A 21,280-nucleotide genomic window follows, 5' to 3' on the forward strand; every position below is an offset into this window, starting at 1 on the left:
CGCTCCTCGGTCAGATGGGTGTGCACCTGGGTGAACGCTCTCACGTCCCGATGTCATCCCGGTACCGCTGTGAGCCACGGCTCGGGCCCGGTGCGCGGGCTCGTCGACCCTGCGCACCGGGCCCGTGGCGTGGTCCGCGTGACTACCTGGCCGCGCAGGTCGGCGTCATGCCGGAACCGCTGCCGGTGGCCTGGTAGCCGAACTCGGTCGACTGGCCGGCGGCGAGGGCGCCGTTGAAGCTGACGTTGGTGAAGTTCACCGCACCGGTGTTGCCGCTGCGGTTGACGTTCCACGCGTTGGTGATGGTGGCGCCCGACGGCAGGGTCATGGCCACGGTCCAGCCGTTGACCGGCGAGGAGCCCGCGGTGACCTTGACCGTGGCCACGAAGCCGCCCGTCCACTGGTTGAGCGACACCGTCGCCGTGCAGCCGCCGGGCTGCTGCGACGTCGTCGTCGTGGTCGTCGTGGTGGTGGTGGTGGTTGTTGTGGTGGTGTCACCGGTTGTGGTGGTGGTTGTGGTGGTGCTGGTGGGGCCGGTGGTGAGGGTGGGGGTGGTCCAGTCGCGCCATTGGGAGAGGTTGCCGGTGGCTTTGCTGTGCATGGTGATCAGGCCGGTGTGGTTGCCGGTCTTGGTCAAATATTTTTGGACGGTTTGGGTGATGTGGGTGCGCCATTCGGTGCGGTTGGCGCAGTGGTTGCCGTCGGTGACGTTGGAGTGGTAGGTGATGTTGGCGGTCGCGCCGAGGGCTTTGTAGACCTCGGCGCCGCCCAGCGCGGCGACGCCGGCGGAGCGGGGGCCGAGGTTGGCGATGTGGGGGTTGTCCATGATGAGCAGGCCTCGGGGGGCGATCATGGCGACCAGGGAGTGGGTGTCGAGGGGGGCGGCGTTGGGGTTGCCGGTGTAGGGGCTGAAGGCGTCGCCGAACCAGGGTTGTTCGCCGTAGGCACTGGACAGGGTCTGGCCGCCTTCGGCGTTGACGCCGCGGTAGATGGGGACGCCGGCGGTGCCGGACTCGATCGGCATGGTGAGGGCGACGCGCTGGTCGAACACGCCGGCGGCGAAGGCGCCCTTGCCGAAGCGGGAGCAGCCGGTCACGCCGACGTCCGCGCGCAGGATGTTCCCGCCGGAGGATTCGATGACGTCGATGATCCGGGAGACACCCCACGCCCAGGCCATCAACAGGCCGGTGGGGCTGGTGTTGCCGTAGAGGGTGTAGAACGCGCCCTGTTTGTTGTTGCGCGGTGTGCCTTCGCGTCCCACGGAGTAGGGGTCGAAGCTGATGGTCGCGGCGCCGGCGGCGCGGATGGTGGCGGTGTCGCCGCCGAACCCGCCGTAGACGATCACCGCTGGGAACGGACCCGTGCCGGCGGGCAACTGCACGCTGGCCGAGAAGCTCGCGCTGCGGCCGTTGTGGGACACGTTCACGGTGACGCTGCTGCCCGACACCGTTCCGGTCACCGAGGCGGGTTTGCCGGGCTTGTCCCCGAACACGTGCCGTTCCGCCAGCTCGCGGATCTCCGCGCGACGGCAGCGCCACTCCGACTGCGAGGTGATCCGCTGCCCGTTCAGCTTCGTGAACGGGTCGGGCAGGCGCGAGGTGGAGGGGTAGGAGCCGGGCAGGGTGACCGGGCAGTCCGCGCCGTCGTCCTCCACACCGGCCAACGCCACGACATCACCCGCCGCGGCGGGCGTGCTCGATCGCGCCACCGCGGTCAACGTTCCGGCCAGCGCCAGCACCGCGACCGCGAACATGATCACCGCCGAACGGACTCTCAGGCGGCTTGAACTGATGATCACCAGGGCTCTCCTTTGAGACAGGGTGGGTGGAGACGGCGACACCGCAACGGCCGGTACCGGGTCGCCTAAAGTTTCGAACAGCGTCGCGAAACATGTCAACGAATCCGGGGCGTCCGGTTCAGGTCGTGGTCTCACTTGGCGATCGGGCCAACGCCGGCGGGGACGGGTCCGCCCGCCCGCGCTCAGCTCCGGCCGGTGAGCAGGAAGCGGAGGTAGCGGCGGTAGGTGATCCGGCGGAACGCGTCGGCCCGCGTGACACCTTCCGCCTCGGCCCGCTCGGCGCGTTCCAGTCGCACGTCGGCTTCGGCGGCCGCGCGTTCGTGGTCGACGCGGGTGCGGGCCGTCACGGTGTTCGCGCTCTTCATCTCGTCGGCCAGCGCGACCTGTTCGGCCCGCAGGGTCGCCCGCAGGTCCCGGATCGCCGTCTCGGCGTCGGCCAGCACCCGCTGGTGCTCGGCGTCGAGCCGGGCCCGGTCCGCCGCGTGCCGGGCCATCAGGGCCTGCTGCTCCACCGACGACAGCGCGGTCGGCCGATCGGCCTCGATCTCGGCCGTCAGGCGTTCCCGCCACTGGTCGATGAGCACCGCCGAGACCTCGCCGACGCCCGCCGCGGTCACCCCGCGCCCGTCGACCAGCACGAAGATCGCCACGCGGTCGAGGCCGTCCGGCTCGTAGCGGACGCCGACGAAGTCGGCCGCGGTGCGGATGCCGACGGCCTGGAGGTTGGCGAGCTGCCGAGGTCCCACGCCTTCGACGCCCGCGACCGCGAGGCGGAACTTCCCCAGCTCCGCGCGCAGGCGCGCCTTCTGCCGCCGGACCAGCAACCGCTGCTCCTCCAGCCGCATCCGGGTCGTCGCCGCCTGCCGCTCCCGGTCGATCCGGTCCAGCTCCTGCTTCACGGCCCGCTGGTGCGCCCGCAGGCGCTCGTCGTGCCGGTGCCGGAGGTCGCGCCGCCGGCGCTCCTGCTGCGCCTTGGCCACCTCGGTCGCGGCGGCGATCGACCGGGCCTCGCGGTCGAGCCGCGCGGCCTCGTCGGCGGCGGCCAGCCGGGCGTCGCCGAGCCGTTTGCGCTCGTCCCGCGCGGCACGGGCCTCGGCGCGTTGGGGTTGGCGGCGGTAGCCCGCGGCCGTGGCCGCCGCCCACGCCAGCACCGCCGACACGTCCGCGATGGCGATCGCCTCGTCCACGATGACCGCCGCCGGCACGCCGAACGGCAGCAGCACGGCCAGCGCCCACGTCACCGCGGCCAGGACCGGACCCCGGCGGCTGAACCGCACCCGCGGCGGTGGGGCGGGTACGTGCGGTCGGAGGCGTTCGCTCAACCACGACGGCAGACCGGGTGCCGCCACGGCGTCACCACGATGCTCCACGCCGGCCGATAGCTCCACGCCGGAGAGCGGTTCGAGTGGTGGGGGAGCGGCGCGGTGGTGCAGCAGGACGTCCTGGAAGCGCTCGGCGAGCCCGCGCAGCCGCGCGTCGGGGTGGCCGGTCAGCGTGGCCAACCGGAACGAGCCCGCCGGGTCGGCGAAATCGGGTTCGGCGAGCACCAGGTGCTCGGCGTCCTCGTCGCGCAACTGGCGCCACAGCGCCGGGTCGGTCGCGAAGGCCACCAGCGACAGGTAGATCACCCAGGACGAGAACCGGTCGACCTCCGGGCCGAAGTCGGCCGCCGTGCGGTCGGGCGACTGGTAGTTGCGGTGCCCGGTCTCGGCCGCCGGCAGCCCGGCCAGCGCGGGCACGTACATGCCGTCGTAGTCGACCAGCTTCAGCGAGCCGTCGGCGGTGACCAGGAGGTTGCCGTGCTGGAGGTCGCCGTGCCCGACGCCCGCGGCGGCGAGCCGGTCGACCAGTCGCCCGAACCGCTCGGCCATGGCCGCCACGGCGCGCGGGTCGTCCACGTGCCCGTCGAGCCACCGCAGGAGGTTGACCGCCTCCACCCACTCCATCCGCAGCACGGGGTGCCGGACGCCCGCCACGAGGATGCCCTGGTCGAGGTAGTCGAAGCCGACGGTCCAGTCGTCGTCCAGCCCGGCCAGGTGCGCGCCGACGGCCCGGTAGCGGGTGGCCTGCTCGGGCGCCTCGCGGGTGAAGCACTTGATCGCGTAACGAGTGCCGTCGGCGACCGTCACCGAGAAGACACTGGCGAAGTTGCCCGAGATGGCGCGCGGGCGGCCCAGCGCGTCGGCCCGCACCTCCGCACCGGCGAGGTCGGTGCCGCGGAAGCACAGCGCGGTGTCCTGCAACGCCTCGACGTACGTCGCGCCGGAGGGCAACGGGCGGGCGGGCTCGTCACCCGAGGTCGACGAGGACGACGGTGACGTCGTCATTGCGCATCAACCCCTCCGCCCGTGCGGTCGCCAACCACGCGGTGAACCCGTCGACATCACCGGATCGGGCGAAGTCCCCCACCACGTGCCACGGTCGGTCACCCCGTTCCGCCGCGCGCAGGAACCACGCGGCGAGCGCGTCCGTGCAGAGGAAGAACCGGTCGCCGGTCACCGCCGCGCCCGACGCCGTCCGCACGTGCCGCGCCAGCAGCTCCCGGTCGCGGTTGAACGCGTTGACCAGCCCCGGCGCGTTGTCGAACGCCTCGGCCGACTCGAGCGGGAACGCCCGCACCAGCCGGTCGTCCCGGGTGTGGAACAGGCAGCTGTCACCCAGGGCGGCGACATCCCACCGGGTCTGCCCCGACGCGTCGGTGTCGAACCGCGCGGCCAGCACCGTGGCGTGCGGGCCCCGGTCCAGCTTGGGCTGCTCGTACCAGGCGATCGGCCGCCCGTCCGCTTCCCGCTCGGCCACGTAGTCGTCCAGCCACCCGCGCCAGGACTCCCCGGCGCGCACCAGCGCCGACGCGAACGCCTCCGCGTCACGCAGCACGGAGCCGTCCCGCGCGGCGTCGGCGACGGTCTTCACCAGCAGTTCGGCCCACTCGCCCGCGAGCAGGCTCTCCGACGCGCCGTCGGCGACGGCCGCGAGCACGGGCCCGTCGGGCACGACGTGGGCGGCGTCCTCGCACTCGCGCGCGGTGTTGCCCCGCTTGGACACCCGGAGGGAGAAGGTGGCCATGCCGGCGCTCAGCGCAGGTCCGTGGCACGGGTCCCGATGTCCAGGAACTGCACGACCGAGGTGATGTCGGCGTTGTAGACGAACCCACGCGCCAGGTCGCCGGCCGGCACGCCCTGCTGGAGCGCGTAGAAGCGCATGTGCGGCGGCAACGGGCTGGACATGCCGAACAGGGTGCGGGCGTAGGTGTCCGGGAGCGCCACGTCGGTGTCGGGGAACGTCACCGGCACCGTGTCGGCGGCGGACACGTGCAGGTTGAACAGCAGCGCCGCGCCGTCGGCCGTCACGTGCGTCTGCACGGCCCAGGCCGCGCCGGCCGGGTCGCCGTCGGTGGACTCGCCGTCGGTCAGGTTGAGCACGATCGGCGGGAAGCTGTCGGGGTGCCGCGACACCCAGTCCGACACCAGCGACTCGGCCGAGGCCAGCGCCCGGCACATCGGCGTGGCCCCGTGCGCGACCGGGTCGACCCAGACCGGGAACCGGGTCGTGGTCTCCACCAGCCCGCCCGCGCCGTCCGGGACCTTCTTCGTCCGCTTCTCCACCCGGGCGGGCTGGTCCGCGACCTGGCTGAGCGGTACGAGGTCGCGCCCCGCGAGCGGCCCGGTGAACGCCGAGCCGACCGCGTGCCCGTAGCCGATGACGGCCACGTGGAAGTAGTCGCGGACGCCTTCCTCCTTCGCGCACTTCACGCTGAGCTCGGCGAGCAGCCGGTTCAGCGCGTCGGCGACCACGTCCGCCTTGCGCTGCCGCCCGCCGCCGATCGGGTCGTTCATCGACGCCGACTGGTCGACCAGGAACACGAAGCACGACGGGTTGGCGCGGCTGATCTCGGCTGCGTAGGTCACGAAGGGTGTCCGCCTCTCCCGCGGAACGGCGTGTGGATCACCCGAAAGGCTAGCGTGCTGACGATCGGTCTCACCGACCGTCCGATTATTCCGGCAGGATGCCCCGGCGGAACGGCTCTACGCCGACGACGTGCCGCACGCGGGTCGGTTCGACCAGCACCATCACCCGCCGTTCGCCGGGGATCCGCCACTCGTAGCGCTCGGTGCCGACGTACTTGCGCGCCAACCGGTCCATCCCGCGCTCGGCCTCCTCGCCCACGACGAACCGGACCGCCCGACCCCGGATCTCCACCCGGTCGTACGGGTTGTCGGGATCCACGCTCGACAGCGACAGCCGGGGTTCGCGGCGCAGGTTCTCCTCCTTCACCCGACCGAGGGCGGTGTTGACCACGACGTGCTCACCGTCGAGGTCGACCCACATGGGCGTGACCTGCGGCGAACCGTCCGCGTTGACCGTGGCCAGGTGCCAGAAGGTCGGGGCGAGCAGGCGGGCCCGCACCTCGGCGTCCAACCCCATCACCGGCAACCCTCCCGTCAGGCCGCGAAGTGCGCTTTGACGCTCGCGATCTCCTGGGCGAAGAGGGCTTCGAGGTCGTCCAGGAAACCGTCCGGCGCGCCGGGGACCACGCGGAACTCCCGGCGCCAGTCGACGAAGCTGCGGCCGGGCTCGTCCGTCACCGGCCGGACCTGGTAGGTCGCCACGTAGTCGACGATGAACAGCACCTGCTCGACCGAGCGGTAGGTGAGCGAGCGGTCGGTCTCCGAGCGGCCCACGACCTCCTCGCGGGCCAGGTCGTGGTTCGGCAGGAGGGTGAACTCGAACCGCGACGGGACCTTCTTCGCCGAACCGCCGTGCGTCCAGCGCGCGTTCTCGATGCCCGCGCCGAACACGACGTCGAGCAGCACCATCATGTCCCGGACCTGCGCCCACACCTCGTCGGCGTCGGCGTCGAGGACGGCGGAGTGGTAGACGGAGTACTTCGGCGACAGCGCCACAGGTGCCTCCCGGTGCGTTCGGGCCGCACGCGGTCGCGCGCACCCAATGCACGAGGTCGCCGCACCACGGCGCCGCGTTACCGGCGCGGTGCTCAGTTCACGCAGTCGACTGACCGGCCCGGGTCCGGGTCGGACACCGCCGGGCAGTGGGTCCGGGCGCGGGTCGGGCCCATCGTCCACGTGGTGGTCGCGGGCCAGTACCCCATGCCGCCGCCGTCCTCGGTCGCGAAGAACACGTCGTCGCCGTCGTTGACCGGGAGGATGTGGAATCCGCCGCCCTCGCCGACGCCGACCTCGACGCGGTAGGCGAACGGGCCGGTCGTGCCGGTCAGGTCGACCAGGACGTCGAACGCGGCGTCGGCGCCCGGCGCCACCTGCCGCCGTTCGCCGAAGGTCACCGGCCGGGAACCGTCGACGACCCGGAAGTCGACGTCGGCGGGGTCGGGGAACGCGGGTGCGGCGCCGGCCCGGGGCAGGCAGCGGAGCCGCACGACGGGTGCGCCGCCGTCGGCGGGGTAGGGCGTCGGATCGGGGACGATCCGCACGTACGTGCTCTCGATCGCGGTGTCGCGGTCGGCCGAGAACGTGATCGTGTGCGCGGCCACGCCGACCGGGAGCGCTCCTTCCCGCAGAGCCCAGGCGTGCAGGGCGCGGCAGTCCACGACGTCCCCCGGCGGCGTCCGCCGGGCGACCTGCTCCGACGCCATCAGCAACCACCCGCGTTCGGCGTCGCGGTCGCCGATCCCGACGCGGACCCGGACGACCGGCTCGGCCGGGACGTCGGGTGCGGTGCCCGGCCCCGACCGCCGGACCACCAGCAGACCCGCGAGCAGCACGGCCGCGCCGCACACGGCGATCACGGCGGACGTCCGCCTCCTCACCGGATCACCCCCCGCGACGCTGTTCACGGCCGGAAGCAACGCCACCATCATCGCGCCGACCCGTTCGGGCTGCCGGACCAGCGCACGCCCGCATATCGCCGGCATATCGAAAACCGCATACGTGCCGGCAACACCGCTTGGACTTGGCTGCACGCATGACCGACCGCGAACCGGCACGATCGTCGGCCCGCCGCACCCGATCGCCGGCACCTTGGTCCTCCCCGGTCGGCCCGACCACGGGCATCACGGTGTACGGCTGCGAGCCGGACGAGGCGCTCCTGTTCCACGAGCTGGCCCCGCGATTCGGCGTCGTGCCGACCACCACCGGCGAGGCGGTGTCCGAAGCCACGGCCGAACTGGCCCGGGGGAACCGGTGTGTCAGCGTCGGCCACAAGACCCGGATCACCGAGTCCACCCTCCTCGCGCTCAGCCGGGTCGGCGTGACGTACCTCTCCACCAGGAGCGCCGGCCGCGACCACGTCGACGTGGCGTTCGCGAAGACCGTCGGCATCTCCGTCGAGAACGTCGACTACTCGCCCGACAGCGTGGCCGACTACACCGTGATGTTGATGCTGATGGCGGTGCGGAACGCGAAATCCGTCCTCCGGCGTGCGGACGTGCACGACTACCGGTCGCCCGACGTGCGCGGCCGGGAGCTGCGCGACCTGACCGTCGGGGTGATCGGCACGGGCCGCATCGGCGCCGCGGTCATCGACCGGCTGTGGGGTTTCGGCTGCCGGCGGCTGGCCTACGACATCCGGCCCCGGACATCGGCCGACCACACGCCCCTGGACGAGCTGCTCCGGCAGAGCGACATCGTCACCCTGCACACGCCGCTCAACGCGGACACACACCACCTGTTGGATCGCCGACGCATCGAGCGGGTGAAACCCGGCGCGTTCGTCATCAACACCGGGCGAGGTGCCCTGCTCGACACCGAAGCGCTGATCCGGGCCCTGGAGAGCGGCCGGCTGGGTGGTGCGGCGCTGGACGTGCTCGAAGGGGAAGAGGGGACGTTCTACGCCGACTGCCGGGACCGGGACATCGGTACCGGGCGACTCTCGCGGTTGGGGGAGATGTCGAACGTGGTCATCAGCCCGCACATCGCCTACCACACCGACCACGCCCTGCGCGACATCGTCGAGAACTCCATCGTCAACTGCCGCGAATTCGACCGCAGAAAGCAGCACTGGATATGAGGATCGGTATTCTGTTCGGCGGCCGCTCCGAAGAGCACGCCGTGTCCGTCAAATCGGCGCGGGAGGTGGCGGACCACCTCGACCCCGCCAAGTACGAGCCGTTCTACATCGGGATCACCAGGAGCGGCGCCTGGCGCCTGTGCGACGGTCCCGGGTCGGAGTGGGAGGACGGCGACCTGCGGCCGGTCGTGCTGTCGCCGGACCCCGACGTGGGCGGGCTGCTCGTGCTGGACCGGGGGCGGTACGACGCGATCGGCCTGGACGTCGTGCTGCCCGTCCTGCACGGCAGGCTCGGCGAGGACGGCGCGGTGCAGGGCTTGCTGGAGCTCTCCGGCATCCCCTACGCGGGCTGCGACGTCCAGAGCTCCGCGCTGGGCATGGACAAGTCCCTCACCTACCTCGTCGCCCGCGGCGCGGGGATCGCCACGCCGGACTTCCGCACCGTCACGGCGGACGAGCACGTCGACCCCGAGGAGCTGACCTACCCCGTCTTCGTCAAGCCGGCCCGTTCGGGCTCCTCCTTCGGCGTCACCGAGGTGTCCCGGGGGGAGGAACTGTCGGGCGCGGTCGAGGTCGCCAGGCGGTACGACTCGAAGGTGCTGATCGAGCAGGCGGTGGTCGGCAGCGAGGTCGGCTGCGCCGTCCTGGGCGACGACCCGGAGCTGATCACCGGCGAGGTGGACCGGATCGCGCTGTCGCACGGCTTCTTCCGCATCCACCAGGAGAGCGCGCCGGAAACCGGCTCCGAGAACTCGACGCCGATCGTCCCGGCCGACATCCCGGCCGAGTCGCGCTCGCTCGTCCAGGAGACGGCGAAGGCCGTCTACCGCGCCCTCGGCTGCCGGGGGCTCGCGCGCGTCGACATGTTCCTGCTGGCCGACGGGACGGTGGTGCTCAACGAGGTCAACACGTTGCCCGGCCTGACGTCCTACAGCCGGTACCCGAGGATGATGGCCGCCGCGGGGTTGTCACTCGGAGACGTGATCGACCGGGTCGTGTCGTCGGCCGTGACCGGGACGGTCCGGTGAACGGCGACTTCGCCTTCCTGGACGAGCTCGTGCCCGGCCTCCGCTGGGACGCCAAGTACGCGACCCGGGACAACTTCACCGGCGAACCCGTGGACGGCTACGCGGCCAACCGGGTGGTCGGCACGCGGGCGCTGGGCGAGGCCTTGGCGGACGTCCAGGAGAAGGCCGCTGCCAGGGGTTTCGGCTTGCTGGTCTGGGACGGCTACCGCCCGCAGCGCGCCGTGGACCGCTTCCTGCGCTGGTCACGACAGCCGGAGGACGGTCGGACGAAACCGCGGCACTACCCGAACATCGACCGCGCCGCGATGGTGGAGAGGGGGTATGTCGCGGCCCGGTCCGGCCACAGCCGAGGCAGCACGGTCGACCTCACCCTCTACCACTTGGACACCGGTGACCTCGCCGCCATGGGCAGTGACCACGACCTGATGGACCCGATCTCCCACCACGGCGCACCGGGGATCACGCGAGCCGAGGCGAGGAACCGCGAGCACCTCCGCTCGGTCATGGAGGCCTGCGGTTTCCGGCCGTACGAGTACGAGTGGTGGCACTACACGCTGAAGGACGAACCGTACCCGGACACCTACTTCGACTTCCCCGTCACGCCGACCGCACCGGGCGACAGCCCTTGAGCGGCGCCGCGCACCGCGTTTCACCGGCCGGTGCGCGGCGCGGCGGCCAGCTCCACCGTGATGCGGAGCCCACCGCCGTCACGCGGGGTCAGGGTGAGGGTTCCGTCGTGGGCCCCGACGATGCTGCGGACGATCGCCAGGCCGAGCCCGGCACCCGCGTGGTCGGCGCGGGTGCGCCGGCTGCCGCGCTGGAACGGCTCGGTGAAGGTCGGGACCAGCCGCGGTGTCAGCTCCTCTCCGGTGTTCTCGACCGTGAGCACGGCGTGCTTGCGGTGCACGGCGGTCCTGACCCACACCGCGCCCTGTTCGGGCAGGTTGTGGACGATCGCGTTGTGCAGGAGGTTCGTCGTCATCTGCAGCAGGAGCGCGTGCGAGCCGGACGTGGGGGTCATGTCGCCGGAGGTCTCGATGGTGAGCCCGCGCTTCTCCGCGAGGGGGAGGAGGGTTTCGGCGGCTTCCTCCGCGACGAGGGACAGGTCGACGCGCTCGCGGGCGAAGGACCGCTGGTTCGCGCGGCTGAGCAGGAGCAACGCCTCGGTGAGGTCGATCGCCCGGGTGTTGACGAAGTGCAGCCGGTCGACGAGGTCGCCGGTGTCGCGGTCCGGGTCGTTGCGGGCGACGTCGAGGAGCGTCTGCGTGATCGCCAGCGGTGTGCGCAGTTCGTGGGAGGCGTTCGCGGCGAACCGCTGCTGCTCGGCGTCGTGCGCTTCGAGCCGCGCGAGCATGGTGTCGAAGGCGTCGGCGAGTTCGCGGAACTCGTCCTGGCGGCCCTCCAACCCGATGCGGTGGGAGAGCGACCCGTTCGCGGCCAGGCGGGTGGCGTGGGTGATGCGGGTCAGCGGCGCGAGCATGCTGCCGGCGAGGAGCCACCCGCCCAGCAGGCCGAACATGAGCAGCAGCACCATCGCCAGGGCCGCCTTCGGCACGAAGGCCTCCTCCAGGGCGTTGCGATCGGGCACCGCTGGGCCCTGGCGCCAGTTCCCCGGCGGCTCGAAGGTGATGACCTCGGGCACGTAGCGCAGCAGGAACAACCACACGACCGTGAGCAGCAGGCCACCGGCGAGCATGAGGAACCCGGCATAGCTGAGGGTGAGCTTGAGGCGAACGCTCGTGCCGGGCTGCCTATCCACGGTCGCGCCCCTCGCGCCCGGTGGTGGGCGTCGGGTCGATGCGGTAGCCGACACCGGCGACGGTGGCGATGATCCAGGGCTCGCCGAGGCGCTTGCGCAGTGCCGAGACGGTGATGCGCACGGCGTTGGTGAACGGATCGGCGTTGAAGTCCCACGCCCGCTCCAGCAGCTCCTCGGCGCTGACCACACCGCCCTCCGCCGCGACGAGGACTTCGAGCACGGCGAACTGCTTCCTGGTCAGGGCGACGTACCGGCCGTCCCGGTAGACCTCGCGGCGGAACGGGTCGACCCGCAGGCCCGCGATCTCCCGCACGGGCGGCCTGTTGTGGGCGCGTCGGCGGTCGAGCGCCCGCAGTCGGAGCACGAGCTCCCGCAGCTCGAACGGCTTGGTGAGGTAGTCGTCGGCGCCGAGCTCGAACCCCGAGACCTTGTCGTCCAACCGGTCGGCGGCGGTCAGCATCAGGATCGGCATGCCGCTGCCGGACGCGACGATGTTCTCGGCGATCTCGTCACCGGAGGGCCCGGGGATGTCGCGGTCGAGGACGGCGATGTCGTAGGAGTTGACGCCCAGCAGTTCCAGCGCGGTGTCACCGTCACCGGCGATGTCGGCGGCGATCGCCTCCAATCGCAGCCCGTCGCGGATCGCCTCGGCCAGATAAGGTTCGTCCTCGACGATCAGCACACGCATGCCCCGATGCTACGGGCGGCCCCATATCGTCGGCATATCGAAAAGCGCGAACGCGCGGACAACACCGCGCCGCGTTCATTGGGCGCATGCGCCACAGTGAACGAACCCGAACAGCGGTCCGCCTTACTCGAATGCCCGACGCAGCGGATCGACGCGCACAGGGCGCCGTCCCCGAACCCCTGACGGTATTCGACGACGAGGCCGCGGCCGTGGTCAACCTGCGCCCCGACCTGCTCGACGCCCTGCGCCGGGCGGCGACCGACGCCGCGGCCGACGGGGTCGAGTTCTTCGTCAACGGCGGCTGGCGGGCACCGGACTACCAGGAGCGGCTATTCCGGGAAGCGGTCGCGGAATACGGCTCGGAAATGGTGGCCGCCCGCTGGGTGGCCACACCGGACACCTCGGCCCACGTGTCCGGCGACGCGGTCGACATCGGGCCGGCAGCGGCCAGGGCGTGGCTGTCCGAGCACGGCGCGGGGTACGGGCTGTGCCAGGTCTACCGCAACGAACCGTGGCACTACGAACTGCGCCCCGAAGCCGTCCACCACGGCTGCCCACCCCTGTACCCCGACCCCACGCACGACCCGCGGATGCGCCGGTGACCGGTGGACGCGGCGGCCTCCGCCGGGGCCGGTCAGGTGCGGCCTTGGCGGACGCGGTCGTTGCGCACCAGCTTGCGGCGCAACGCGGTCAGGTAGGCGCGGAAGTTCGCGCTGTCCTCCAGCTGTTCCGCGCGCCACCGAGCCAGGTCGTCGGCGGTCACCTCGCGGACGGTCAGCTCCCTCAGGTGGTCGATGAGCACCTGGTCGTCGTCGGCCGCGTCGAACACCACCTTGGGCGAGGAGATCTCGAACTTCCGCATCAGGTCCATGCGCAGCGTCGAGTAGATGAAGGAGTCCTTGCCGAAGCGGTACGTCTCGGGCATCTCCATGTGCGCCGACTGCGCGCTGTGGTACCACGACACGTACACCGACTCGTCGAGCATCACGTACCGGTAGACCGCGGTGTCGTAGTTGTAGAGCAACTCGACCGAGCAGAGCCTGCGGCAGTCGAACAGCGAGACGACATTCATCAGCAACTCGTCCTCCAGCTCGCGCTCGACCTGTCCGATCGTCATGCCCGCCGACTTGGGCCACGACATCCGGTCCGACGCCCGGCGGCTGATGGCGCGTCGGTTGCCCGGGTTGATCATCGCGATCCGAATCTGCTGCGGGTAATGGTGGGCGGCGAGCAGACGTGCGGCCACGTAGCGGGCGCTCGGGCCGTAGAAGGCGAAGAAGCCGCTCTCCTCCAGTTCCACCGTGAGGTCTTCGTTGTACCCGTCGCCGAACCTGTCCGTCGGGTTGACCGCGTCGTAGTGCTTCGACGGCAGGAACAACCTGTTGGTGCGGGCCATGTTCTGGGTGATCCGCTCGGCCACGCCCTCCAGGCTCTCGGAGATCGTCTCCTGCGTGTGGCGGTCCTGGATCCAGTTGGCCAGCGCGGCGAACATGAGCGCGAACACCACGCTGGCGAACAGGTTGAGCCCGATGGACGAGTAGATGTCCGCCGCGGTCAACGTGTTGTCCTGCATCACCAGGATCACGCTGATCAGCAGACCCACGGCACACGCGGTGAAGAACGAGTAGCGCACGAGCATCCGGCGCAGGCGCCTCGCCGAGGTGGACGCGTCCCCTTGGTGGTCAGACGCCATGGTGCTGCCGGTCCGACTCGGCCAGCGCCCATCGGACGACCTCGGGCAGCCCTCCGGCCACCGGCACGCCCAGCGCGCTCACCCTGGCGTGGCTGACCAGCGGCTGCTCGGGCGGGTGGTACAGCAGGGCGCGGACACCGCAGGCGTGGGCGGCGTGCACGTCGTCCACGCTGTCGCCGACGACGAGCACGTGCGCCGGGTCGACGTCGAGCCGGTCCAGGTGCAGGCGCAGGTGCGGCTCCTTGCGCGGGCTCTCGTCGGCGCGCATGCCGTCCACGTGCGAGAAGAAGTGCGCGATGTCGGTGAACTGGACGAGCGAGATCAGCCGCGCGTGCGGGAACATCGACAGCAGCGACTGGGTGCGGCCCGCGTCCTGCCATTCGGCCAGCGCCGAGGCGGCGTGCGGGTGCAGGGTGGCCCCTGCCAGCAACTCCGTGTAGGAGGCGTGGAAGTGCCGGTCGAGGGCGAGCTGTTCGGCGGCGGTCAGCGTCCTGCCCGCCAACCGGTCGTAGAACTCGCTGATCGGACGGGTGAAGTGCTCCTGGTACGCGGCCAACGTGATCTCGGCCAGCCCACTGCGCGCGAACGCGTCGACGGTGGCGCGCACCAAGGCGTCGCCGTCGTCGAACAGGGTCCCGTTCCAGTCCCACACGACGTGGTCGATCCGCATGCGCTCGGGCCTCTCCCAACCCTGTGAGCGTGGGCTTTGAGCCACCCAATCACGTCGGCCGGTCCCGTGCCCGCCGTTCGGCGCGGTAGCGGGCCAACTTCACCCGACTGGCAGCGCCGTGTCCGCAGGACTGCCATCATGACCCGGTGCGGCGAGCGGGAGCGCGGGTGCTGGCGGCGAACCGGCGGCTGTACTCCGGCGACGAGGTGGCGGGCTACCTGCGCGACCCGTACCACCGACGGCGGCTGGAGCTGGCCGTGGGGCTGCTGTGCGCACGGCTGCCCGCCGGTTCCGCGGTGGCCGACCTCGGCGCGGGTGGCGGGGACGTCGGCACGCTGCTCGCCGCGCGCGGGCTGCGGCCGGTCGCGTGCGACGCGGTCCTCGACGCCGGCCGGTCCGCCCTCGCCGCCGGGCTGCCCGCCGTGGCCCTGGACGTGGGCGACGAGCTGCCGTTCCGCGCGGGCTCGCTGGACGGCGTGTTCGCGGGTGAGATCATCGAGCACGTCTACGACCCGGCGCTGCTGCTGCGGGAGTGCAGGCGGGTGCTGCGGCCCGGCGGCGTCCTGGTGCTCACCACGCCGAACCTGGCCACCGCCCAGGACCGCCTGCGCTTCCTCGCGGGCCGCGCGCCCCGCCAGGTCGACCCGTTCCACGAGTACCTGCACGTGCACATCCGCCCGTTCACGCACGGGCTGCTGGCCACCGGGCTGCGCGCGGCCGGTCTGACACCGACCGCGTTGCGCTCCAACTACGTCCTGTGGCGCACGAGGTTCGGTGAGGTGCGCTCGGCCTGGGCGGCCCGCCGCTGGCCCGCGCTCGGCGGCACGCTCGTCGTCGCGGCGGTCCGACCGGCCGGGTAGAAGCCCGGGTGACAGCGGTCAGAACGGTTCGTCGAGCGGCACCGAGTGCACACCGCTGAGGAACGCGTCGAGCTCGCCCACCTCGAACCGGCACAGGCCGATCACGTGCCAGAACTCGCTGCCCAGCGTGCCCTCGAACTTGTAGCGCCCGTTCGGGGTCAGCGCGGCCCACACCTCCGGCAGCCCGATCAGGGTCAGCCCGAGCCCAGGCCCGGCCGGGTCGGACAGGTCCCACAGCCGCGCGGTGCCGTCATCGCCGCCGCTGGCCAGCCGCCGCCCGTCGGGGCTGAACGCGACCGACCAGATGCGCCGGGTGTGACCCGGCAGCACGTGCGTGCGCTCGCCGGTGGCCACGTCCCACAGCGACACCACGGCGTCGTCGCCCGCCGTCGCCAACGTCCGGCCGTCCGGGCTGAACGCGCCCGTCCACCACCGACCCCGCGGCGACCGCAGCACGTGCACCGGCTCGCCGCTCGCCACGTCCCACAGGACCGCCGTGCCGTCGTTGCTCACGCTCGCCAGCCGCGTGCCGTCGGCGTCGAAGCACACCTCGTACACGCGGTCGGTGTGGCCGAGGAGGGTGACCAGGCACTCGCCGCTGTCCCGGTCGAACAGGCGCACCTTCGAGTCGTCGCACCCGGTCGCCACCCGGCGGCCGTCGGGGCTGAACGCGATGGAGCGCACGCGGCCGCGGTGCTCGTGCAGGGTGACGACCTCGCGGCCGGTCGCCTGCCACCACAGCCGCACGGTGTCGTCGTCGTTCGCGGTGGCCAGCACGTGGCCGTCGGGCGAGAACGCGCTGGCCCACACGTAGTCGGTCTCGATGTCCAGCTCGAGGTCGGCCCGCCACGTCGACAGGTGCCACAGGTGCACGCCGCCGTCGTTGCTGGCGGTGGCCAGCAGTGGCGCGGCCGGGTTGAACGACGCCGAGATCAGCTGGTCGTCGATGCCGGTGAGCGCCCGCAACTGCCGACCGGTGCCCGGGTCCCAGATGCGCACCACGCCGTCGTTGCCGCTCACGGCGAGCAGGTCGCCCGTCGGGTCGAAGGCCACCCGCGTCACGCGGCGGCCGTGCCCGCGCAGCTCGTGCCGCTGCCGACCGGCGACCGGGTCCCACAGCCGCAGCGCGCCGTCCCGGCCGGTGGTCGCGAGCTGCGCCGAGTCCGGGCGGAACGCCAGCGGCCACACCGGGCCCCGGTGCGCGGCCAGCTCGTGCCGGTCCTGCCCGGTCCGGCCGTCCCACAACCGCACCGTGCCGTCGCTGTCGCCGCTGGCGAGCACCGAGCCGTCCGGGCTGAACGCCAGGTGGTACACGGCGGTGGCCTGGCGGTGCTGCAGCGCGGTCCACGTCGGCCGCTCGTCGGCGGAGTCGGGCAGCCGCCACAGCCGCACGCCACCGGTGGTGTCGCCACTGGCCAGCACCCTCTCCGCCGGGTGGAACGCGGTGGCGTACACGTGCCCGCCGTGCGCGTCGAGGTGGTGCAGGCACTCGCCGGTCACCGGGTCCCAGATCCGCAGGTCCGCGGCCTGGCCGCCGGCCGCCAACCACGAGCCGTCCGGGCTGAACGAGAGCGTGTAGACGGCCGTGCCGCCGGGGTTGCGCAGCCGGTGGGTCTCCCGGCCCGTGGTGAGGTCCCAGATCCGCACCGCGCCGGACTCGTCGGCCGTCGCCAGCACCGGCACGTCCGGGTCGGGGTGGAAGGCCAGCGCCCACACCCGTTCGACGTGCCCGGACAACCGCCACCGCACCCCACCGCCGGGCACGTCGCGCACCCACACCACGCCCGCCGCGTCGCCGTAGGCCACCGAACGCCCGCGCGGGTCCAGGCGCAGCGGCCACACCGGCGCGGTGTGGTCGGTCAGCACCGTGCCGGGATCGCCGGTGAACGGGTCCCAGAACCGCACGGTCCCGTCGGCGGACGCGGTGACCAGGGAGCTGTCCTCGGGTCCGAGGTCCACCGCGTAGACCCGGTCGAGGTGGCCGTTGAGGGCCCGCACGGCCACGCCCTTGCCCGTGTCGCACACCAGCACGCCGCCGTCGGAGCTGCCGATCACGAGCAGCGAGCCGTCCTCGCTGTAGGCCAGCGGTCGGGGCAGCCTGCCGTCCTCGAAGCCGAACGGCACGCCCACGCCCGCGGGCGGCAGACCGGTGAGCACGGGCTGTCCCGGTGTGATCGCCGCGCCGGCGAGCTCCGGCGCCGACCACAGCACCCGGTCCGCGGCCACGTTGATCAGCGCGGCCCGCGCCCACCTGCCGCCGTCGACGACGGCGCCGCGCAGGTCGGTCTCGGCCAGCCGGGCGCCGCTGAGGTCGGCGCGGGTCAGGTCGGCGTCGCGCAGCACGGCCTGGTCCAGCCGGGCCCGCCGCAGCCGCGCGTCGCGCAGCACCGCCCGGGACAGCTTGGCCCCGACCAGCAGGGCGTCGCTCAGGTCGGCCCCGGTCAGGTCGACGCCGCTGAAGTCCCGGTGTGACAGGTCCTCGCCACGCAGGTCCGCGCCGCGCAGGTCGGAGCGGACCGGCGTGCGCAGCCGCTTGCCGATCTTGAGCGCGTTGGCCTTGGCGACGTCGTCGGCCGCCCGCGCGGTCCACGCCTGCAACGCCGCCGGGTCGCCGAGGTCGCACAGGAAGTCGACGGTCAGCTGGGACAGCACGGTGCGGCTGAGCATGGGCACCGACCGCTGCCCGGTGGCGAGCACCCGTGCGATCTCCTTGGCCACCAACCACTCCATCACCGAGCGGTGGATGAAGCCGAACATGTCGTTCTCGGTCCGGACCAGCAGGCTCCCGGCCCCCACGGCGTGCGTGGCCTGCGGCGGGGACAGCTGCGCCTCCGCCATGCCGCTCAACGCCTCGGCGACCTCGGCCACGTCGGCCAGTTGCAGCAGCACCTCGTTCGACTCGGACATGCGCAGCGCCAACGTGGTCACCGCGTGCCACAGGTCGTCCACGGCCAGGCCGACCGGCGCGCCCGGCGGGTTCGCCCGCCGGTGCTCGTGCGCCAGCCACGACGACAGGATCTCCTCGTACAGCTCGGCCGCGCTCATCGCGTCCCGCGCCGCGACGGCCGCGAGCCGGTCCGCGTCGAGGTCGGCCACGAAGCTGAGCATGCGGGGGTTGCGGGACAGGCCGCCGAGGTCGTCGATGCCGTTGATCAGCCGGGCCCGCTCGTCGGCCACGGCCCGGTCCGGCCCGAACCGGTTGCGCAGGTAGGCCTGGATCTGGTCCGGGGTGAAGTCCTCGAGCATCAGCACGCGGCGCTGCGGCAGCACGCCCACCCGCTCGCCCAGCGCCGTGCGCACCTGCGCGTCGTTCTGGAAGTGCTGGGTGCGGCTGGTGACCACGATCTTCGCCTTGCCCTCGGCCGCCTCCAGCAGCGTGTTGAGGTGGTCGGCGGCGCGGTCGTAGCTCACCCGGCTGGCCAGCTCGTCGAAGCCGTCGAACAGCAGCACCAGCCGGCCCTGCCGCAGCAGGTACCGGAACGCGCGCAGGTCGATGCGGGACTCGCCGTGGTTGGCCAGGTGCGCGGCGACCAGCCCTTCCACGGTGTGCGACTTGTCCAGCGCGTGCAGCTCGATCAGGATCGGGGTGACGCCGGGCAGTCGCGCGGGCAGCGCCATGGCCAGCGTGCGCATGGCGAACGTCTTGCCGCGCCCGAAGTCGCCCATCAGCAGGATGAACCGGCCCTCGTCCGCCGACAGCAGCTCGACCAGCTCCGACACCACGTCGTCGCGGACCGCCGCGGCCGCCGTCCCGGTCTCCCGGAACCGCTGCGTCACGTACAGGTCGGGCGGGTACACGCGGTCCTGGCGCAGCCGCTCGGTCTGCGCCGCCACGTAGCCGCGCAGGTCCAGCAGACCCTGGAACTCGGTGAAGCTGCGCACCCGCACACCGTCGCGCGCCGCCTCCGCCGGCAGCGTCACGCCGGGGTGCGGACCGAGGTAGACCAGCTCGGTGGCCAACTCGTCGCCGTTGCGCCGGCGCAGCAGCACGAGGTCCGCCACGTCCGCGGCGGTGGGCGCGCCGACGTGCGCGGCGATCAGGAACTGCGGCACCGCGTCACCGTCGGGGTAGCTGACGAGCAGGGCGGCCGGACGGCCGGGCAGCCGCCGGATCCGCGCGCCGGGGTGCCGCACCTCGCAGACCTCGGCGATGCGCCGCAGCAGCCGGTCGACCGGGTCGCGCGACTCCGGGTCGTCCTCGGCCGGTCGGAGCCGGTCCACCATCAGCGGGCCCGACCCGGTGGGCGCGGTGAACGGCCGGGCGTCCCGGGTCCACGTCCGCCGCGACCGCGTGGCGGCGGACGCGTCGTCCGGGAGGGTCCAGCTGTCCAAACCCCCGTGGGTGACGTGCACCAGGCGCGTGCCGCCCGACGGCGGCGTCACCAGGGCGGCGCCGGACGGCAGCTCACCGACGTCCTCCTCGGCCGCCTCGCCGCCGCCCGACAGCACGACGTCGAGGTGGTCGCCGAGCACGCGGTCGAACGAGGCCGCGTCCGCCAGCGCCCAGCCCGCGTCCGCTCCCGGCGCGGGCACGTGGGCGACGACGCCGATCCGCAGGTGCCCGGCCCGGGTGAACGGGTCGAGGTGGCGGGCGAACCAGTCCACCTGCGACTCGCCGAGCACGCCCGGTTCGGCCAGCGTCAGGTGCGAGTGCGCGACGGTGGAGTTCAGACCCGCGACCACGACCCGCAGGTCCGGCACCGCGAACAGCGACCACGGCTGCCCCTGGTCGAAACCCGGCCCGTCGAGGTCGGGGTGCAGCTGCCCGAACAGCCGGGAGAAGTGCCGCCACTTGCGGAAGTAGGGAGGTTCCGGCTCGATGCCGTCGGCCCGGCAGTCGGCGAAGTACGCCTCGCACGCCGGGACGGTGATGTCGCCGACGCCGGGCACGACGACCACCCGGTCGCCTTCCAGGCCCAGCATCGACCGCAGGCCGGTGACGAACCCGAGCACCTGGTCGAACTGGTCGGGCGCGCCGGACTCGGTGAGGCTGCCGCTGAGCACCACCAGCTCCGGCGCGGGCGGACCGTCCCGCGTCACGTCGTCCAGCGCGGCCTCCAGCGCGGCGAGCCGTTCGACGGGCCCCGGTCGGCCGGGTCCGAAGCGCGGCGCGGCGACGTGGAGCAGCCCGAGTTCGTCGCGCGGGCGGGCGGTCTGCGACACCGACGGCGGGTAGGCGACGGGATCGCGCCGGGGCGTGGCGAACGTCCGCGGCGTGCGCGCGGGTGCGGTGAGCGTCGGCGTGGCGGCCTCGTCCGCGGGCGCGCCGGGGTAGCGCGGTGCGGCTTCGTCCGGCTTGGCGCGGCCGGTGAGCGCGTGCCCGAGCCGGTCGAGCAGCCGCTGCCTGGCCCGCGCGGGGTCGTCGATGCCGACCAGGTCCACGAACGTGATCGGCGCGAGCAGCCCTTCCGGGAACACGTTCTCCACGCGCACCGGCAGCAGCAGCTTCGTGCTTGGCTGGTCGTGCGCGGCCTGGAGGGCGGCCATCCACTCCAGCCTGCCGTAGCGCGAGGCGAGGTAGTTCCGCGACAGCACGGCGATGACGGCGCTGGACTCGCGGATGCCGCGGTCGATGAAGTCGAGGAAGTGCGTGCCGGGCACGAAGTCCCAGCTCTGGATCATCACGTCGTAGCCGGCGTCCTCCAGCTGGTGCGCGATCCAGACGGCCCACTCCACGTCCAGCAGCGAGTAGCTGACGAAGAAGTCGACCGGACCCGACCGCGGCGGGCGCGGCCCCCTGGCCGGTGACGCGCTCTCACCCTGCACCGGACCTGGGAGCTGTCGCACCGGGCCTCCTCGG

17 protein-coding genes are annotated in these 21,280 nt (G+C 72.6%); 5 read left to right on the plus strand and 12 right to left on the minus strand.

The window, feature by feature from the left end:
* Positions 1-142 precede the first annotated feature (142 nt).
* The 7 genes from FHX81_RS39930 to FHX81_RS39960 form a co-directional block, all read right to left on the minus strand.
* A complete protein-coding gene (locus FHX81_RS39930; RefSeq protein ID WP_342787253.1) occupies positions 143-1,798 on the minus strand; it encodes a glucuronyl esterase domain-containing protein in 1,656 nt (551 codons plus the stop codon).
* A 182-nt stretch (positions 1,799-1,980) separates the two neighbouring features.
* Positions 1,981-4,125 carry a hypothetical protein gene (locus tag FHX81_RS39935; protein WP_141983601.1) on the minus strand — a complete coding sequence of 715 codons (2,145 nt, stop codon included), beginning with the start codon at positions 4,123-4,125 and terminating at the stop codon, positions 1,981-1,983.
* Complete coding sequence (locus FHX81_RS39940; RefSeq protein WP_141983602.1) at positions 4,088-4,864, minus strand: protein phosphatase 2C domain-containing protein; 777 nt, start codon at positions 4,862-4,864, stop codon at positions 4,088-4,090. Before FHX81_RS39940 ends, FHX81_RS39935 begins: the two co-directional genes overlap by 38 nt.
* Before the next feature lie 8 nt (positions 4,865-4,872).
* Positions 4,873-5,706 (minus strand): vWA domain-containing protein, encoded by an 834-nt coding sequence (locus FHX81_RS39945; RefSeq protein ID WP_141983603.1) that lies wholly within the window; start codon positions 5,704-5,706, stop codon positions 4,873-4,875.
* 85 nt (positions 5,707-5,791) lie between these two features.
* Complete coding sequence (locus FHX81_RS39950; protein WP_211363718.1) at positions 5,792-6,223, minus strand: PPOX class F420-dependent oxidoreductase; 432 nt, start codon at positions 6,221-6,223, stop codon at positions 5,792-5,794.
* Positions 6,224-6,240: 17 nt separating this feature from the next.
* On the minus strand, positions 6,241-6,702 hold the full coding sequence (locus tag FHX81_RS39955; RefSeq protein WP_170232371.1) for an SRPBCC family protein: 462 nt from the start codon (positions 6,700-6,702) through the stop codon (positions 6,241-6,243).
* Between the two features lie 92 nt (positions 6,703-6,794).
* Positions 6,795-7,583, minus strand: coding sequence for a hypothetical protein (locus FHX81_RS39960; protein WP_141983605.1), 789 nt, complete (start codon positions 7,581-7,583; stop codon positions 6,795-6,797).
* 155 nt (positions 7,584-7,738) lie between these two features.
* Here FHX81_RS39960 and FHX81_RS39965 point away from each other — a divergent pair, with 155 nt between their 5' ends.
* Genes FHX81_RS39965 through vanX form a run of 3 tightly spaced genes read left to right on the plus strand, consistent with a single transcriptional unit; the run spans position 7,739 to position 10,439 of the window.
* Positions 7,739-8,782: a D-isomer specific 2-hydroxyacid dehydrogenase family protein gene (locus FHX81_RS39965; protein WP_141983606.1), complete on the plus strand. Its 1,044-nt coding sequence runs from the start codon at positions 7,739-7,741 to the stop codon at positions 8,780-8,782.
* Positions 8,779-9,810: a D-alanine--(R)-lactate ligase gene (gene vanA, locus FHX81_RS39970; protein ID WP_141983607.1), complete on the plus strand. Its 1,032-nt coding sequence runs from the start codon at positions 8,779-8,781 to the stop codon at positions 9,808-9,810. The genes FHX81_RS39965 and vanA overlap by 4 nt, the downstream gene beginning before the upstream one ends.
* The gene (gene vanX / locus FHX81_RS39975; RefSeq protein ID WP_141983608.1) at positions 9,807-10,439 is read left to right on the plus strand and encodes a D-Ala-D-Ala dipeptidase VanX; all 633 of its coding nucleotides are present in this window, start codon (positions 9,807-9,809) and stop codon (positions 10,437-10,439) included. Before vanA ends, vanX begins: the two co-directional genes overlap by 4 nt.
* Before the next feature lie 20 nt (positions 10,440-10,459).
* Here vanX and FHX81_RS39980 read toward each other — a convergent pair whose 3' ends face one another.
* Positions 10,460-11,569 carry a sensor histidine kinase gene (locus tag FHX81_RS39980; protein WP_141983609.1) on the minus strand — a complete coding sequence of 370 codons (1,110 nt, stop codon included), beginning with the start codon at positions 11,567-11,569 and terminating at the stop codon, positions 10,460-10,462.
* On the minus strand, positions 11,562-12,257 hold the full coding sequence (locus FHX81_RS39985) for a response regulator transcription factor (protein ID WP_141983610.1): 696 nt from the start codon (positions 12,255-12,257) through the stop codon (positions 11,562-11,564). The genes FHX81_RS39980 and FHX81_RS39985 overlap by 8 nt, the downstream gene beginning before the upstream one ends.
* A gap of 131 nt (positions 12,258-12,388) precedes the next feature.
* Here FHX81_RS39985 and FHX81_RS39990 point away from each other — a divergent pair, with 131 nt between their 5' ends.
* Positions 12,389-12,859, plus strand: coding sequence for a M15 family metallopeptidase (locus tag FHX81_RS39990; RefSeq protein ID WP_246108203.1), 471 nt, complete (start codon positions 12,389-12,391; stop codon positions 12,857-12,859).
* A gap of 32 nt (positions 12,860-12,891) precedes the next feature.
* On the opposite strand, the gene FHX81_RS39995 is transcribed toward FHX81_RS39990, so the two are convergent.
* Together FHX81_RS39995 and FHX81_RS40000 are read right to left on the minus strand one after the other, a co-directional pair.
* Positions 12,892-13,950, minus strand: coding sequence for a hypothetical protein (locus tag FHX81_RS39995; RefSeq protein ID WP_141983612.1), 1,059 nt, complete (start codon positions 13,948-13,950; stop codon positions 12,892-12,894).
* A complete protein-coding gene (locus tag FHX81_RS40000; protein ID WP_141983613.1) occupies positions 13,940-14,620 on the minus strand; it encodes an HAD family hydrolase in 681 nt (226 codons plus the stop codon). The genes FHX81_RS39995 and FHX81_RS40000 overlap by 11 nt, the downstream gene beginning before the upstream one ends.
* 146 nt (positions 14,621-14,766) lie before the next feature.
* Here FHX81_RS40000 and FHX81_RS40005 point away from each other — a divergent pair, with 146 nt between their 5' ends.
* A complete protein-coding gene (locus FHX81_RS40005) occupies positions 14,767-15,480 on the plus strand; it encodes a class I SAM-dependent methyltransferase (protein ID WP_141983614.1) in 714 nt (237 codons plus the stop codon).
* Between the two features lie 18 nt (positions 15,481-15,498).
* On the opposite strand, the gene FHX81_RS40010 is transcribed toward FHX81_RS40005, so the two are convergent.
* Positions 15,499-21,267 carry a WD40 domain-containing protein gene (locus FHX81_RS40010; protein ID WP_211363719.1) on the minus strand — a complete coding sequence of 1,923 codons (5,769 nt, stop codon included), beginning with the start codon at positions 21,265-21,267 and terminating at the stop codon, positions 15,499-15,501.
* Positions 21,268-21,280: the final 13 nt, after the last annotated feature.

Source organism: Saccharothrix saharensis (genome assembly GCF_006716745.1).
GTDB lineage: Bacteria > Actinomycetota > Actinomycetes > Mycobacteriales > Pseudonocardiaceae > Actinosynnema > Actinosynnema saharense.